The organism is Pseudomonas putida (assembly GCF_025905425.1).
GTDB classification, from domain to species: Bacteria; Pseudomonadota; Gammaproteobacteria; order Pseudomonadales; family Pseudomonadaceae; genus Aquipseudomonas; species Aquipseudomonas putida_AF.
In genome coordinates, this window is record NZ_CP109603.1 from 569,972 (window position 1) to 586,339 (window position 16,368).

Sequence of the window (16,368 nt, forward strand, 5' to 3'; positions counted from 1 at the left end):
CAACCTCAAGGCCAGCGGGGAGCCTGTGGGACCGGCTTGCCCCGCGAAGAGGCCGGCCCTGATCAGAACCGGTCCAGCCGGTAAGCCTCCATGTGCGGCCCTCTCTCCCGGTCAGCCAACCGCCCCACCCATTCCGCCGTCACCGCTGCCTGGGTCAGCCCCAGGTGCTGATGCCCGAACGCAAGCATCACCCGCCCATCACACACCCGGTCGATCACCGGCAGTGAGTCCGGCAACGACGGCCTGAACCCCATCCACGGTGTCGCCCCTTCGGCATCCAGATCTTGCTGAAACAAGCCCTTGCTCAGCCGATGCAACTGCCACGCCCGCTGCATGCTCGGCGGCGCATCGAGCCCGGCGAACTCCACCGTGCCGGCCAGCCGTAAGCCTTCGGCCATGGGCGTCATGATGAACTTGCGCTCCAGCGAGGTGACGGCAAACGGCAGCCGTTGATGTTCACCCGGCAACATCAAGTGGTAGCCACGCTCGGTGTCCAGCGGTACCCGCTTGCCGGTGAGGGCTGTGGTGAGCTTCGCCGAATGCGCGCCGCAGGCCACCAGCACCTGACGGGCTTTCAGCGGGCCCTGGTCGCTGCTCAAGGTGACGCCGGCAGCCTCCACTTGACCGTCACTGACCGCTGCCCGAACGAAGCGCACACCACAGGCCTTGGCCGCTTCGAACAGTTCGCAGACCAACCGGTAGGGGTCGAGAAAGTGCCCGGTACGCGGGAAGAACAGGCCACCCAGAAGCGACGGGCTCAACTGCGGGGCCGCTGTGCGCACCGTTTCGGCCGACCAGAAGTCCACCGGCACGGCCTGCTGGCGCATACGCGCACGCAAGGCCTCCAGCGCCTGGCGTGATTGTGGGCGTTCGAACACCAGCAACGAGCCATCTTCCTTGAGCAGGTTGCCGCGCTCGATGGATGCCAGCAAACGCTGCCAGGCCCCCAGGCTGCCTTCGTTCAGCGCACGGATGCCGGCCACGCTGCGTTGAAACGGCGCCGCCCGCAGGTTGAGCAGCAGGCGGGTGAACCAGGGCATGGCCTTGGGCAGGTATTTCCAGTCCAGGCGCAGCGGGCCCATGGGGTCCATGAGCATGCTGGGCAGGCGTTTCAGGATCGACAGGTCGGCGATCGGGAATACTTGCTCGGTAGCCAAGTGCCCGGCGTTGCCAAAAGAGGCGCCGTGGCCGGGTTGTTCGCGGTCGATCAACAGCACCCGACGGCCCTGCCTTGCCAGCTGCAGGGCACAGGCGACGCCGACGATGCCGGCGCCGACCACGGCGATGTCTGTTTCAGCAGCGTTAAGCGGCTCGACCATGGCCTAGCCTTCCCGCTTGCCGTCGAGCAACCGGCGCAGTTGCAGTGGGTTGCCGTGTTGCAAGGCCGCTGGCAGCAGAGCGTCAGGGAAGTCCTGGTAGCACACCGGGCGCAGGAAGCGCAGGATCGCCGCTGTGCCCACCGACGTGGTACGGGCATCGGAGGTGGCCGGGAACGGCCCGCCGTGGACCATCGCATCGCACACTTCGACCCCGGTCGGCCAACCGTTGACCAAGATGCGCCCGGCTTTGCGTTCAAGGGTCGGCAGCAGTGCGCGGGCACTGTCGATATCCGCCTCGTCCAGTTGCAGGGTAGCGGTCAGTTGGCCTTCCAGGTGCTCGGCAACCTGACGAATCTGCGCGTCGCTGTCGCACGCCACCACCAGTGATGCGGCACCGAAGACTTCGGCTTGCAGCGCCGGGTCGGCCAGAAACGCGCTGGCCTGGGTCACGAACAACTGGGCCTGGCATTGGTTAGGGCCTTGCGCTGGCTGACCGCTGGCGACAACCTGGGCATGGCTGTTCTCGGCCAGTGCGCCGACACCTGTTTCATAGGCGTTGAAAATGCCGGGGGTGAGCATGGTCTGGGCGCCAGTGCGTTGCACCTGTTCGCTGGCGGCGGTGACGAAGCGTTGCAGCGCCGGCCCTTGACGGGCGATCACCAGGCCAGGGTTGGTACAAAACTGCCCGGCGCCTTGTGTCAGCGAAGCGACGAAACCTTGCGCCAGTGCTTCGCCGCGGCTTTGCAGGGCTGCCTCAAACAGGAATACCGGGTTGATCGAGCTCATCTCGGCATACACCGGGATTGGCTCCGGGCGTGCCTGAGCGGCGTGGCACAACGCAACGCCACCGCTGCGTGAGCCGGTAAAACCGACGGCCTTGATACGCGGGTCACTGACCAGTGCAATCCCCACCTCACGGCCTGCGCCGTACAACAGCGAGAACACGCCTTCGGGCAGGCCGCATTGCTTCACGGCGTGGGCCACTGCCCGGCCAACCAGCTCGCTGGTGCCAGGGTGGGCGCCGTGCGCTTTGACCACCACAGGGCAGCCAGCGGCCAGCGCCGAAGCGGTGTCGCCGCCGGCCACCGAGAAGGCCAGGGGGAAGTTGCTGGCGCCAAACACCGCCACCGGCCCCAGGGCCACCTGGCGCTGGCGCAGGTCGGGGCGCGGCTGAGGCTGGCGTTCGGGCAGGGCATTGTCGACCCGCACGTCCAGCCACTCGCCGGCACGTACCACACGGGCAAACGTGCGCAGTTGCGTGCAGGTGCGGCCGCGTTCGCCCTGGATGCGTGCCTTGGGCAGGCCCGTCTCGGCGACGGCGCGGTCGATCAGGGCATCGCCCAGGGCTTCGATCTGTTCGGCGATGGTTTCAAGAAAGTGTGCCCGTTGTTCGAGCGAGGTCTCGCGGTATTCATCGAACGCCGCCCAGGCCAGTGCGCAGGCCTGGGCCACGTGCTCACCGGTACCGCCGAGGTAGGCGGGTTCGAGCGCTTGGCCGGTGGCCGGGTCGATGGCGCGGATGGCGTCGTGGCTGCCGGTTACCGGCGTTTGGCCAATCAGCAGGTTGCCTGTCAGGGGCATGGAGCCTCCTATGGAGTCAGATTCAGGTGCAAGGGTGTAGCGCTTACCCTGTGGGGGCGGGTTTACCCGCGAAGCAGGCACCACGGTGCATGGCATCGGCTTTGCCGGTGTTCGCGGGGCAAGCCCGCTCCCACGGTTATTCCCACAGTGATCAGGCGACGTTCTGCTCGGCCGACCAGTTGGCGTACCACTGACGGAACAGCGCGTATTGCTGCTCGGCGTAGTTGCGCTGGGCATCGGTGAGGGCGTCGGTTTCGTTGAAGTGCAGGCTGTACTCGCGGTCGCCGTTGAGCACCATCAGGTGCTTGTAGTACAGCACCAGGTCGCAGCCTTCATCGAACGACGACAGCACCGCCAGCGCCGCTTCCAGTTCGCGGGCCAGGCGCCGGGCCTTGGCATCACCTTTGGCGGCCTGCTTGCTCAGGCTTACCAGTTGCAGCACTTCACGGGGCAGGGCATTGCCGATCCCGGTGATGGCGCCGGTGGCATTGCAGTTGACGAAGCCATGTACCACCTGGGTGTCGACGCCGACCATCAGGGTCACGTCATCGTCTTTGGAGGTGATGTGCTCGGCGGCGTAGCGCAGGTCGGCGCCACCGCCGAACTCCTTGAAGCCGATCAGGTTCGGGAATTCGCGGCGCAGTTCGAAGAACAGGTCGGCGCGGGTGGCGAAGCCGTAGTAAGGGCTGTTGTAGATCACCGCCGGCAGCTTCGGTGCGGCGGCCAGAATGGCCGAAAAGTGGTGCTTCTGGGCGATCAGCGAGGCGCCGCGGGACAATACACGCGGGATCACCATCAGGCCGGCGGCGCCGACCTTGGCGGCATGGGCCGCGTGGGCGACCGCTTCACGGGTATTCACCGCGCCGGTCCCGACGATGGTCGGGATGCCGGCAGCCACCAGGCGCGCCACGCCTTCCTGGCGTTCGGCCTCGGTCAGCAGCGGCCAGTCGCCCATCGAGCCGCAGTACACCACGGCGCTCATGCCGGCTTCGATCAGCTCAAGGCCTTTGCGTACCAGGGCGTCGAAGTCCGGTGTGCGCGCGGCGGTGCAGGGGGTCATCAGGGCAGGCATGCAGCCGGTGAAGATGTTGTCGCTCATGGGTGTCACTCCTTGCAGTATTCAGTCGGGGTGCGAATAAAAAGGCCTGGGCGGGTCAGATGCCCCAGGCGAAAGGATCCTGTTCGTCGATCAGCAGCGTGCTGTCGGCGGTCATGTGGGCGCGGCCAGTAATGAATGGGCGAATGCGCTCGCCCTCGCGCTGGTAGCGGCCCTGGAACTGGCTGCCGGTGATGCTCGCCTGGACCCAGGTCTGGCCTTCGTCGAGCTTGCCGTCAGCGGCCAGGCAGGCCAGTTTGGCGCTGGTGCCCGTGCCGCAGGGGGAGCGGTCGTAGGCCTTGCCGGGGCACATGACGAAGTTGCGGCTGTCGGCGTCGGGGTCGTCGGCGAACAGCTCGACATGGTCGATCGGCTCGCCGTGCTTGCCCGTGATGCCCTGGGCCTCAAGGGCCTTGAGCATCGCCCAGGTGTAGTGGGTGAGTGCCTCGACGTTGTCCAGCTCGATGCGCTGGCCGTGTTCGGACACCAGGAAGAACCAGTTGCCGCCCCAGGCAATGTCGCCGTACACCACGCCATGGCCCGGTACTTCGACAGGCACCTGCTGGCGATAGCGGTAGGCGGGCACGTTGCCTACGGTGACTGCGCCGTCTTCATGCAGGGTGGCGCTGACCTGGCCAACCGGCGTGTCTATCTTGTGCACGCCGGGCGCGATCAGGCCCAGGTGTTGCAGCGAGGCGATCAGGCCGATGGTGCCGTGGCCGCACATGTTCAGGTAGCCGGCGTTGTTGAAGAAAATCACCCCGCAGGTGGCGTCTTGCGACACCGCTGGGCAGTACAGCGCGCCGACCAGCACATCGTTGCCGCGTGGCTCCAGCAGGCAGGCGCGGCGCCATGGGTCGTGCAGTTCGCGCAGTTCGTCACGCTGTTCGGCCATGGTGCGGCCGTTGAGCTGCGGGAAACCTTTCATGACCAGGCGGGTCGGTTCGCCGCCGGTGTGCGAGTCGATGACGTGAATGTGTTTCATGGGCATGTCCCTTGAATGGTGGCCGGGGTCAGGAAGCGACAGCGGCAGGGCGTTGGCCCGGGTAGGTGTCGGCGGCGGCTTCGCTTTCATCTTCACCATCCAGGCGTACCAGGTGCGCTGGCACGCCAGTCGCGGCGCCCCAGTAGTAGATGCCCAGGGCACAGGCAGCCACGACCACGGTGTCGAACGGGTGGCCGATCACGCCCAGGCCGCCGAAGCTGCCTAGCCACGACAGCAGGATGGTCACGGCGTAGAAGCCGATCAGCCAGGCCGACGAGCGCACTTGCTGGCCGATGGACAGGTGCTGGGTCGGCACGAAGCGGGCGCACAGCAGGTACAGCACGAACATCACGATTTGCAGGGCCAGCAGCCACGACACGGTGTTCCAGCCAGACCAGTAGACGATCAGCGCGGCGATGATGAACGACAGCGGGCCGAGCACGCCCATGCCCTTGACCCGGAACGGGCGCGGCATGTCGGGTGCGTTGCGGCGCAGCGCGGCGACGGTGACCGGGGCCACGGCATAGCTCAGTACCAGGGCCGCCGAGACCACGTTGATCAGCGCCTCCCACGACGGGAATGGCAGGGTCCAGAACACCGACAGGGCAAAGGTCAGCCATAGGGCCGGGCGGGGAATGCCGGACTGCTCGTCGATGCGGGTGAAGACTTTGAAGAAGGTCCCGGTCTGTGCCCAGCCATAGACCACGCGCGGGGTGGCGTTCATGTAGATATTGCCGCAACCGCTTGGCGAGATGACCGCGTCGGCCACCACCAGGTAGGCCAGCCAGCCCACGCCCAGTGCCAGGGCGATGTCACGGTAGGGCAGTGCCAGCTCTTTGGTCACGCCGGCCCAGCCGTTGGCCAGCATCTCGGTCGGTATGCTGCCGAGGAAGGCCAGTTGCAGCAGGGCGTAAATCGCGGTGGACAACAGCACCGACAGGATCAGCGCGATTGGAATGGTGCGCTGCGGGTTCTTCACTTCACTGGCCACCGAAATGATCGGCGTCAGCCCCAGGTAGGCGAAGATGATGCCACCCGCCGACACGGCCATTTCCACACCCGACAGGCCGAACGGCGCAAAGCCCTGGACTTCGAAGTTTGCCGGTTTGAAAAAGGTGAACAGCACACCGATCACCAGCAACGGCACGATGAACTTGAACACGCTGACCAGGTTGTTGGCCTTGGCGAAGGTCTTGACACTGCGGTAGTTGAGCAGAAAAAACAGCCCCAGCAGTGCGAACTGCAGCAACCAGCCGAGCACGCTCGGGTCACTGGACCCGGCCTTGGTCAGCTCGGGGAACCAGGCCGCGGCGTATTGGCGCGATGCGACCACTTCGATGGCGATCAGGCTGGAAAACGCGATCAGGGTGATGAAGCCCATCAGATAGCCGAGCAGCGGGCCATGGGAGTACACCGGGTAACGCACCACGCCACCGGCGCGGGGCAGGGCAGCGCCAAGCTCGCAGTAGACGATGCCCAGCAACAGCACGGCGAAACCGCCGAGGAACCAGGAGAGGATACCGGCGGGGCCGGCGATGGCCGAGACGTGGCTGGCAGCGAACAGCCAGCCGGAGCCGAAGATGGCGCCTAGGCCGATGAAGGTGAGGTCGAGCAGTGACAGCTGTTTTTTGAATTTGCCTGACATGGGTGCGCCTTTTTGTAGGTTTTGGATAGGCAGGTCTGATGTCACGAGGTGCGGCTTTTTGGGCCGCGTTCTTGTAGGTCTTGGGCGGCTTGCGTGGGGCATAGAGTGGACCGATCGGGGCATCGGTTCTTGATGGTTTTCTGCAGGGCGGGTGACGAAATCGGCACAGTTGCAGAAAAGGCTGGCGGCTAGCGGGGCGGGTTGGATAGGCTGGAGGCCATGTCGCACAAGGGCTGCAGAGATGCATCAGCAGTGCTGGCCTCTTCGCGGGCAAGCCCGCTCCCACAGGTACACCACTCTCTTCAGGTTCAGTGGTTTACCTGTGGGAGCGGGCTTGCCCGCGAAGAGGCCAGTCGCCTAAACCCCCGAGAATCGAGATGACAAAAGCCCCCCTGGCAACCCTCTACCAGTCCTTGGACCAGCACCGCCCCGCCACTCTGGAGGCCTTGCTTGCCGGGGTCTCCCTGATGCTGCCGATTCTCGACGCGATCCCCAACGCCGCGATCTTCATCAAAGACCCCGACGCCCGCTACGTGCTGGCCAACGACACGCTGGTCCAGCGCTGCGGCCTCAAGCGTCTGCAGCCCTTGCTGGGCAAGACCAGCGCCGAAGTCTTCCCGGCGCAACTGGGCCCTGGCTACACCGAGCAGGACCGTCGCGTGCTCAAGGATGGCCTGGTCCTGCAAGACCAGCTCGAACTGCACCTGTACGGCAGCCGCGAACCCGGCTGGTGCCTGACCCACAAGCGGCCGTTGCGCAACCCCGAAGGCGCCATCATCGGCCTGGTGGGCATCTCGGTCGACCTGCAGTCAGCCGCCGACACCCACCCTGCCTACCAGCGCCTGGCAGCCGTGGATGAGCACATTCGACGGCATTTTCACCAACCGATCAGCCTGGGCGAACTGACCCGCATCGCGGGTATTTCCGTGGCGCAACTGGAGCGCTACTGCAAGCGGGTGTTCCACCTCACGCCGCGGCAGATGATCCACAAGGCGCGACTGGAGCACGCCCATCGCTTGCTGCACAGCGACTTGCCGATCACCGAGGTGGCGATGCAGTGCGGCTACACCGACCACAGTGCCTTCAGCCGCCAGTTCAAGCAATTGACGGGGTTCACCCCGCGCCAATACCGTCTGGCGACGGCGAATCAGGTGGGCTGAAACAGCAACTTCGCTTCGTCAAAGCACTGCTCGGCAATCGCCGAACGCGGCTCGCTGCGTCGCAGCAGCAGGCCCACCGGGCTGTGGATGCTGGCGTCGACGATGGGCAGGATGCGCATGTGGTCGCTCAAGTCTTCCAGCCCGCAATCGAGGGGCATGATCGCGCAGCACACGCCGGTGTTGATGGCCTGGATCAGCTGGAAGCTCGAGTCGCTTTCCAGCACGGCGTTGGGTTCCAGGCTGCGGCTGCGGAAACTCAGGTCCAGCGACTGACGGTAGTGCATGCCTTTGCTCAGCAAGCCCAGCGGAATCTCGCCGAGGTCTTCCCAGCGCAGGGTGTCGGCCTCGAACTGGAAGTGCCGGGTATCGTGCAGCAGGCCCATGGTGGTGGTGCCCAGCTCGATCACTTCGAAGAAGCTTGCGTTGACCTGGTCGAGGTAGCAGATGCCCAGGTCGAGCTGGTTGCGGCTCAGGCCATCCATGATCTGCTCGGTGCTGTGCGAGCTGAGCTGAAACTGCAGTTCGGGGTATTTTTCGCGCAGCGGCAACAGCAATTGCATGGGGTTGAAGCTGGCCAGCGGCACGGTGCCCAGGCGCAGGCTGCCGACCACCTGGCCGCGACAACTGGCGGCTTCGGCCTGCAGGCCGTCGTGGGCGGCCAGCAGCGTGCGGGCCCAGGCCAGAATGCGCTCGCCAGCTTCGGTGAAGCCTTCGAAGCGCTGGCCGCGTTTTACCAGCACCAGGTCCAGTTCGTCTTCCAGGTTGCGCAGGCGCATCGACAGCGTCGGCTGGGTGATGTGGCACAGTGCTGCGGCCTGGCCGAAGTGGCGGGTCTGGTCGAGCGCGATGAGGAACTTGAGTTGCTTGATGTCCATGGGAGTGCCTGGCGTCTGGTTGTGCTGACCTTAACCAAGTCAGCGATAGATGTCATTGATCACCCGGTACGCCATATCGATTGGACGCCCTTTGGCCGTGCCTCTAGCGTGGTGACAATGCCCTTTCAGGAGTAGCCCACGTGAGCGTCAAACCCGACGCGGTCTTCGTACCGCTCAACATCGCCGTGCTGACCGTCAGTGACACCCGCACCTACGACAACGACACCTCCGGCGAGCTGCTGGCCAGCCGCGCGGTGGAAATCGGCCATCGCCTGGTGGCGCGTGCGCTGCTCAAGGACGACCTGTACAAGATCCGCGCCCAGGTCGCCACCTGGATTGCCGACGAGCAGGTGCAGGTGGTGCTGATCACCGGCGGTACCGGCTTCACCGGGCGTGACAGTACGCCTGAAGCCGTTGAATGCCTGTTGGACAAACGTATCGATGGCTTTGGCGAGCTGTTCCGGGCGTTGTCCATTCTCGATATCGGCACGTCGACCATTCAGAGCCGGGCATTGGCCGGCCTGGCCAACGGCACGTTGGTGTGCTGCCTGCCAGGTTCGACCGGGGCCTGCCGCACGGCGTGGGAAGGGATCCTGGCCGAGCAGTTGGATGCGCGGCACCGGCCGTGCAATTTCGTGCCGCACCTGAAATCCATCGAGGCCTGTGCAAGCCGCGGGTAATGGTTAGCCTGTGCTGGCCTCTTCGCGGGCAAGCACGCTCCCACAGGTTCAGTGTTGATGCGAAACTTGTGGGAGCGGGCTTGCCCGCGAAGAGGCCAGCACAAGCAGTAGAAAACTCAGCTCAACACATACCCCACCGGCTCCAGCGCCGGTGGCAGTGGCTCAACCCCCAACCCCGCCAGCACATCGCGTTCCACGGTACGCACCAGCGCATCGGTGGGCAGGTCGTTCTCATCCCGCCCAAACGGGTCCTCCAGCTCATTGCCAATCGCATCCAGCCCAAAGAACGTGTAACCGACGATGGTGGTAAACAGCGGTGCCAGCCAGCCCAGCGGTTCAGCCAAGGCGAACGGCAACAGCAGGCAGAAGATGTAGATGGTGCGGTGCAGCAACAAGGTATAGGGGAACGGCAACGGCGTGCCTTTGATCCGTTCGCAGGTGGCCTGTACTTCCGTCAGCCCCACCAGCCGCTGCTCCAGCACGCTGTAGCGCCAATCGCTGATCTGCTGCTGCTCGGCTAACCGCGAGCAGTGCCCGCCGACCTCACGCAAAATGGCGTCGCAGACATTGTGCGGGCTGATTGCGTCGGGGTTGGCCAGCCAAGGCCGGGCGGCTGCCAGGTCATCCTCGTTGCGCAGCCGGGCATTGAGCGCATGGGCAAAGCCGCACAAGCTGCGCAGCAACGCGGCACGTAGCGCCGGGTCGGCGATTACCACGCTTTCGCGCACGAACGAGCGGGTCTCGATGATCAGCTTGCCCCAGGCCTTGCGGCCCTCCCACCAGCGGTCGTAGCAGGCGTTGTTGCGAAAGCTCATGAAGATCGACAGCGACAGGCCCAGCAAAGTGAAAGGCGTGGCGCTGACCGGGTAGAAAAATGCCGGGTAGTGACGCTCGACCAGCACGATCAGCGCGGCCAGCAGGGTGACCATCAGGCAGCGCAAGGCAATGCGCTTGATGATCGAACCCTTGAGGGTGAACAGCACGCGCAGCACATCAGGGCGGGGGTGGACGATCATGGAAATCCAGAGGTGGCTGTTCAGCCGCCGGTCATGTTCATGAAACGCAGGATCTGCACCTCGCCACCCACCTCGAAGTGATGGCGGTAGGGTTTGAGGTGCAGCGAGTCACGGATGGCTTTCTCCAGGCGCCCGGCGTCGCCCGGGTGGGCACGCAGAACCTGCTTGAGGTCCACCGAATGCTCGTTGCCCAGGCACAGCAGCAGGCGGCCTTCGACGGTCAGGCGCACGCGGTTGCAGGTGGCGCAGAAGTTGTGGCTGTGCGGCGAGATGAACCCCACTCGGGTATGTGCCGCTTCGGCCAGGCGCCAGTAACGTGCCGGGCCTTGAGACGACTCGGTCGACTCGATCAGGGTGAACTGTTCGGCCAGCCTGTCGCGCACTTCGTCACTGGAATAGAACGACTCACCGCGCTGGTGTTCGCTGATGGCACCCAGGGGCATTTCTTCAATGAAGGTAATGTCCAGCTCGCGGTCGATGGCAAAGCGCACCAGGTCTGCCAGCTCGTCATCGTTGCGGCCTTTGAGCACCACGCAGTTGAGCTTGGTTTTGCGAAAGCCTGCCTGGCGCGCGGCGTCGATGCCGGCGATTACCTGGTTGAGGTCGCCGGTGCGGGTCAGTTGCTTGAAGCGCCCGGCGTCCAGGCTGTCGAGGCTGATGTTCAGGCGCGATACGCCGGCGTCGAACAGCGGCTGGGCCAAGCGCCCGAGCTGCGAGCCGTTGCTGGTCAGGCACAGTTCGCGCAGGCCGGGCAGGGCGGCGATGCGCCCGCACAGCTCGACGATGCCCTGGCGTACCAGCGGCTCGCCACCGGTCAGGCGGATTTTGCGGGTGCCTAAAGCGACGAAGCGCTCGGCCACCTGGAACAGTTCTTCGAGGCTGAGGATCTGCTGGCGCGGCAGGAACTGCATGTCTTCGGCCATGCAGTACACGCACCGGAAGTCGCAGCGGTCGGTGACTGACATCCGCAGATAGTCGATTTTCCGGTTGAAGCCGTCGATCAGGGCCCGGCTGTTCTGTTCCACGATTGCGCTCGAATGGGATGGACTCAGCTCCAAGCTATAACCTGGCCGCACCCCCGTCAAATTGCTTTCCCCGACTGGTTGATCAATCTCGTCTATCACGGTTGCGGGGGGCGCGAGGCAATGACCAAACCATGATCGAAACGGCTTATCAGGCCGTAAGATCTTTCGATTGGACGGCGCTGCCCCACGCTCAATAGTCTGGAAAAAACACCGAGTGTGAGGATTCACCGCATGAGCCAGGACGAACATATCAGGGACTACAAAGGCGCCGCCGCCGGCTGGGGGGCGCTCAAGAGCGTGACCAAGAGCTGGCTGGGCAGCGAAAACGCCTTCAAGAACCTGCGGGCCATGCTCAAGACCAACCAGAACGGCGGCTTCGACTGCCCCGGCTGCGCCTGGGGCGAGTCGCCGGAAAACGACATGGTCAAGTTCTGCGAAAACGGCGCCAAGGCGGTCAACTGGGAAGCCACCGGTCGCTCGGTAGACCCTGCATTCTTCGCCAAGTACAGCGTCAGTGCGCTGGCCGAACAGACCGACTACTGGCTTGAATTCCAGGGTCGGCTGACCCACCCGATGCGCTACGACGCGGCCACCGACCACTACGTCGAAACCTCCTGGGATGATGCTTTCGCCCTGGTCGCCAAGCACCTGCAAGCGCTCGACTCGCCCGATCAGGCCGAGTTCTACACCTCGGGGCGGGCCAGCAACGAAGCAGCGTTTCTGTACCAGCTGTTCGTCCGCGCCTACGGCACCAACAACTTCCCCGATTGCTCGAACATGTGCCACGAGGCCAGCGGTGTGGGCATGTCGGAAACCCTCGGCGTGGGCAAGGGCACTGTGGTGTTCCATGACCTGGAACTGGCCGACGCCATTTTCGTCATCGGCCAGAACCCCGGCACCAACCACCCACGCATGCTCGAACCGCTGCGTGAGGCGGTCAAGCGTGGCGCTCAGGTGGTGTGTTTCAACCCGCTGAAGGAACGTGGCCTGGAGCGCTTCCAGCACCCGCAGCACCCCTTCGAGATGCTCAGCAATGGCTCCGAGCCGACCAACACCGCGTATTTCCGCCCGGCCCTGGGCGGCGACATGGCGGCCATGCGTGGCATTGCCAAGTATTTGCTGCAGTGGGAGCGTGAGGCCCAGGCCAAGGGCGAGCCGGCGGTGTTCGACCATGCCTTCATCGCCGAGCACACCAGCGGCGTCGATGCCTACCTGGCGGCGGTAGAGGCCACCTCTTGGGCGCATATCGTCGAGCAGTCGGGCCTGACCCAAGCCGAGATCGAACTGGCTGCGCGTATGTACCGCAAGGCTGAGCGGGTCATCATGTGCTGGGCCATGGGCATTACTCAGCACCGCCACTCGGTGCCCACCGTGCAGGAAATCGTCAACCTGCAACTGCTGCGCGGCAACGTTGGCAAACCCGGCGCTGGCCTGTCGCCGGTGCGTGGCCATAGCAACGTGCAGGGCGACCGCACCATGGGTATCGACGAGAAGCCCAAGGCCGGGTTGCTCGATGCCCTGGAAAAACGCTTCCAGTTCCGTGTGCCCCGCGCCCATGGGCATAACGCTGTGCTGGCGATCAAGGCCATGGAAGAAGGGCAAGCCAAGGTGTTCATCGCCCTGGGCGGCAACTTCGCCCAGGCAACCCCGGACACCCCGCGCACCCATGCAGCCCTGCGCAACTGCGCATTGACCGTGCAGATTTCCACCAAGCTCAACCGTTCGCACCTGGTCACCGGCCGCGATGCGTTGATCCTGCCGTGCCTGGGCCGTACCGAGATCGACCTGCAGGGCAGCGGGCCGCAGGGCGTCACCGTGGAAGACACGTTCAGCATGGTGCACATCTCCCACGGCCAGTTGCGCCCACGCTCGCCGCACTTGCGTTCGGAACCGGCCATCGTTGCCGGCATGGCCCAGGCGACCTTGGGCAAGCAGCCGATCGATTGGGACTACGCCATTGCCGACTACGGCCGTATCCGCAGCATGATCGCCGATGTGATCCCAGGCTTTGCCGACTTCAACGAGCGCCTGCAGCACCCGGGCGGCTTCCACCTGGGCAACAACGCGGCGGATCGCAACTGGCGCACCGCGACCGGCAAGGCACGTTTCAGTGCCAGTCAGTTGCCGGAGCAACTGGTCAATGCCCAGGTGCTGGCCCGTGGCGACAAACCGGACCTGATCCTGCAGACCTTGCGTTCGCACGACCAGTACAACACCACCCTGTATGGCCTGGATGACCGCTACCGTGGGGTGTTCGGCCTGCGTGAGGTGGTGTTCGTCAATGAGGCCGACATTCGCCGCCTGGGGTTCGAGCCTGGCGAGCACGTGGACCTGGTGTCGCTGTGGGAGGACGGGCGCGAGCGGCGTGTATCCGGGTTCCGCCTGGTGGCGTATGACGTGCCCGAGGGGCAGGCCGCGGCGTATTACCCGGAAACCAACCCGTTGGTGCCGCTGGAGAGTTATGGCGAGGGGACGTATACCCCGACCTCGAAGTTCATCGCGATCAGGGTAGAGAAAGCCAAGGCGGGGAACCGGATCGAGGCGGTGCAGGCGGCGGAGTAAAGGTTTGCCTGATCCGGCCTCTTCGCGGGCAAGCCCGCTCCCACAGGTATATCTCAAGGCTTGAGCAGTGTGCCACCCTGTGGGAGCGGGCTTGCCCGCGAAGAGGCCAGCACCGATCAGGGGCGGTGCACTGGGTAAGCCGTGGTGTATTTCATCTGTTCCATGGCAAAGCTAGAGGTAATGTTGGAAAGCCCATCCGTGCGGGTGATCAGCTTCTTGTAAAACCGGTCATACGCGCCAATGTCACTCACCACCACCCGCAGCATGTAATCCCAATCCCCAGACATGCGGTAAAACTCCATCACCTCTTCGAAACCGGTCACGGTGGCGGCAAACTGCTCAAGCCAGGCGCTGTCGTGGCGCTGGGTCTTGAGCTGGACGAACACGGTCAGGCCCAGCCCCAGGCGCGTGGGGTCGAGCAGGGCGACGCGGCCAAGGATGTAACCCTCTTCTTCCAGGCGCTTGACCCGCTTCCAGCAGGGCGTGGTGGACAGGTTCACCGCCTCGGCCAGGTCCTTGAGGGAAATGGAGGCGTCACGCTGCAGCAAGGTGAGGATGTGTTGGTCGAAATTGTCCATATCGATTACGGGCTGGCCAGAGAATGATTTTCTCCAGATTACTGCAAAACCAGAAAAATGCATGACCTCTGCTGCGTGTCCTTGCCGCCCGCACTGGTTGTGCGATAGTTGCAGGCTTACCTCAGTCAATGGACCGGATCATGTCCGACAAGCCGCGTAATTTCGCCACCCGCACCATCCACGCCGGCGAGCAGCATAGCGTCGCCGACAACGCGATTTTCCCGCCCATCTATACCGCCAGTTCCTACATCAAACGCAGCCTGGACGACAACCCCGAGTATGCCTACAGCCGTGTCGGCAACCCGACTCGGCATGCCTACGAAAGCTGTGTCGCAGCGCTGGAAGAAGGCGTCGGCGCGGTAGCCTGTGCCTCCGGCGTGAACGCCACCGCGACGGTGCTCGAACTGTTGCCCAAGGATGCCCACGTGGTGGTGATGAACGGTGTCTATGGGGGTACCTTCCGTATCCTGGAGGACTACCGCGGCCATACGTCGGGGCTGACCACCACCTACGTCGACCTCAACGACCTGCAGGCCGTGGCCGCAGCGATTCGCCCAGAAACCCAGCTGATCTGGATCGAATCACCGACCAACCCCTTGCTGCACTTGGTCGACATCAAGGCCGTCTGCGACCTGGCCCGCTCGCGGGGCATCCTTACCTGCATCGACAACACGTTCTGCTCGCCTTGGAACCAGCGCCCGATCACCCTGGGGGTGGACCTGGTGATGCACTCGGCCAGCAAGTACATCGGTGGCCATTCCGACCTGACCGGCGGTGTGGTGGTCGCGGCCAATGACGCGCTGCTGGCACGTCTGCGCAAGATCAGCATGGCGGTCGGGGCGATTCAGGGCCCATTCGACTGCTACCTGGCCCTGCGCGGCCTGAAGACCTTGGATGTGCGCATGGAGCGCCAGTGCGCCAATGCCCTGCAGGTGGCGCGTTTTCTCGAAAGCCATCCGCAGATCGAGCAGGTCTTTTACCCGGGGCTTGAAAGCCACCCACAGCATGACCTGTGCAAACGCCAGATGCGCGCGGGCGGGGCCGTGGTGGCAATGAAGGTCAAGGGCGGCGACCGGGCGGCGCTCAATCGCCTGGTGGAAGCCTTGCAGATCTTCGTCCTCGCCGACTCGCTGGGTGGGGTGGAAAGCATGATCAACCACTCCTGGAGCATGTCGCACAACTCGCTGAGCCCGGAGCAGAAGGGCGTGATGGGGATCAGTGAGAACCTGCTGCGGTTGTCGGTGGGGATCGAGGACTATCGGGACCTGATCGAGGACCTGGATTCGGCATTGCGGGCGTCGGCTGGCGTGTGAAGGCTGCTGGCCCTATCGCTGGCTTGCCGGCGATAGGGCCGGTTGACTTGGCAAAAATCCTTCAGGATTTCGGCGGATGAATGGTCCGTTCGATCTTGTCCTTGATCAGTAGCCGCTCCTTGCGCAAGCGGGTGACGGTGTCGTCGGTGCTGGCGTTGCCTTCGGCGGCCAGCACTTCCTTGTCTTTGGCGTTGTACTCCTTGTGCAGTTTGTGCAGGTCATGGTCTTTGTCGATGCGCGCCTGGAAGTCCTCGGCAGTGATGTTCAGGTCAGCGAGCAGATCATGCGGAACGGGCATTTCTTCACCTCTCTTGGGGGTTGGCGAATGGTCCTGACCTTTGAGGATAGTCGCCTTTGCGCGGGTGGGGGCCTGGGGTAGGCTGTCGCAGCCTGCCATCAATCGGGCGGCGAACGTGGCTGGCCAGGCACAATGGCGGCTGAATAAACTTAATTTAATGTTGGAAAAAGGCCACCTCACTGTTTTGTTGGCGTCTTTTTCACGAAAAATTGATGGTGCACTTTCTAGAGTTCAG

14 protein-coding genes are annotated in these 16,368 nt (G+C 64.1%); 4 read left to right on the plus strand and 10 right to left on the minus strand.

The genetic code is table 11. The annotated features are described in order from the left end of the window. Positions 1 to 62: 62 nt before the first annotated feature. The 5 genes from OGV19_RS02660 to OGV19_RS02680 form a co-directional block, all read right to left on the minus strand. Positions 63 to 1,319 (minus strand): NAD(P)/FAD-dependent oxidoreductase, encoded by a 1,257-nt coding sequence (locus OGV19_RS02660; protein WP_264312003.1) that lies wholly within the window; start codon positions 1,317 to 1,319, stop codon positions 63 to 65. 3 nt (positions 1,320 to 1,322) lie between these two features. Next, entirely contained in the window at positions 1,323 to 2,900 is a 1,578-nt protein-coding gene (locus tag OGV19_RS02665; protein WP_264312004.1) for an aldehyde dehydrogenase (NADP(+)), read from the minus strand. A gap of 151 nt (positions 2,901 to 3,051) precedes the next feature. After that, positions 3,052 to 3,999, minus strand: coding sequence for a dihydrodipicolinate synthase family protein (locus OGV19_RS02670; protein ID WP_264312005.1), 948 nt, complete (start codon positions 3,997 to 3,999; stop codon positions 3,052 to 3,054). Between the two features lie 55 nt (positions 4,000 to 4,054). Next, the gene (locus tag OGV19_RS02675; RefSeq protein ID WP_264312006.1) at positions 4,055 to 4,981 is read right to left on the minus strand and encodes a 4-hydroxyproline epimerase; all 927 of its coding nucleotides are present in this window, start codon (positions 4,979 to 4,981) and stop codon (positions 4,055 to 4,057) included. Between the two features lie 28 nt (positions 4,982 to 5,009). Further along, positions 5,010 to 6,626: an APC family permease gene (locus OGV19_RS02680; protein ID WP_264312007.1), complete on the minus strand. Its 1,617-nt coding sequence runs from the start codon at positions 6,624 to 6,626 to the stop codon at positions 5,010 to 5,012. Between the two features lie 377 nt (positions 6,627 to 7,003). On the opposite strand from OGV19_RS02680, the gene OGV19_RS02685 reads away from it, so the two are divergent. Next, positions 7,004 to 7,786 (plus strand): AraC family transcriptional regulator, encoded by a 783-nt coding sequence (locus tag OGV19_RS02685; RefSeq protein WP_264312008.1) that lies wholly within the window; start codon positions 7,004 to 7,006, stop codon positions 7,784 to 7,786. Here OGV19_RS02685 and OGV19_RS02690 read toward each other — a convergent pair. Further along, on the minus strand, positions 7,774 to 8,661 hold the full coding sequence (locus OGV19_RS02690; RefSeq protein ID WP_264312009.1) for a LysR family transcriptional regulator: 888 nt from the start codon (positions 8,659 to 8,661) through the stop codon (positions 7,774 to 7,776). The genes OGV19_RS02685 and OGV19_RS02690 overlap by 13 nt on opposite strands. 140 nt (positions 8,662 to 8,801) lie before the next feature. Between OGV19_RS02690 and moaB the strand changes: the two genes are divergently transcribed. Next, positions 8,802 to 9,341 (plus strand): molybdenum cofactor biosynthesis protein B, encoded by a 540-nt coding sequence (gene moaB / locus OGV19_RS02695; protein ID WP_264312010.1) that lies wholly within the window; start codon positions 8,802 to 8,804, stop codon positions 9,339 to 9,341. A 116-nt stretch (positions 9,342 to 9,457) separates the two neighbouring features. Here moaB and OGV19_RS02700 read toward each other — a convergent pair whose 3' ends face one another. Both OGV19_RS02700 and moaA read right to left on the minus strand, forming a co-directional pair. After that, positions 9,458 to 10,357, minus strand: a complete 900-nt coding sequence (locus OGV19_RS02700; RefSeq protein ID WP_264312011.1) for a bestrophin family protein — start codon at positions 10,355 to 10,357, stop codon at positions 9,458 to 9,460. Positions 10,358 to 10,377: 20 nt separating this feature from the next. Then, positions 10,378 to 11,382, minus strand: a complete 1,005-nt coding sequence (gene moaA / locus OGV19_RS02705) for a GTP 3',8-cyclase MoaA (protein ID WP_264312012.1) — start codon at positions 11,380 to 11,382, stop codon at positions 10,378 to 10,380. A gap of 231 nt (positions 11,383 to 11,613) precedes the next feature. On the opposite strand from moaA, the gene OGV19_RS02710 reads away from it, so the two are divergent. After that, complete coding sequence (locus tag OGV19_RS02710; protein ID WP_264312013.1) at positions 11,614 to 13,944, plus strand: FdhF/YdeP family oxidoreductase; 2,331 nt, start codon at positions 11,614 to 11,616, stop codon at positions 13,942 to 13,944. A 116-nt stretch (positions 13,945 to 14,060) separates the two neighbouring features. Here the strand turns inward: OGV19_RS02710 and OGV19_RS02715 are convergent, their stop codons facing one another. After that, the gene (locus OGV19_RS02715; protein WP_264312014.1) at positions 14,061 to 14,522 is read right to left on the minus strand and encodes an Lrp/AsnC family transcriptional regulator; all 462 of its coding nucleotides are present in this window, start codon (positions 14,520 to 14,522) and stop codon (positions 14,061 to 14,063) included. A 128-nt stretch (positions 14,523 to 14,650) separates the two neighbouring features. Between OGV19_RS02715 and OGV19_RS02720 the strand changes: the two genes are divergently transcribed. Next, on the plus strand, positions 14,651 to 15,835 hold the full coding sequence (locus tag OGV19_RS02720) for a trans-sulfuration enzyme family protein (protein WP_264312015.1): 1,185 nt from the start codon (positions 14,651 to 14,653) through the stop codon (positions 15,833 to 15,835). Between the two features lie 61 nt (positions 15,836 to 15,896). Here OGV19_RS02720 and OGV19_RS02725 read toward each other — a convergent pair whose 3' ends face one another. Beyond that, positions 15,897 to 16,133: an HP1242/YdcH family protein gene (locus tag OGV19_RS02725; protein ID WP_264312016.1), complete on the minus strand. Its 237-nt coding sequence runs from the start codon at positions 16,131 to 16,133 to the stop codon at positions 15,897 to 15,899. Positions 16,134 to 16,368 lie beyond the last annotated feature (235 nt).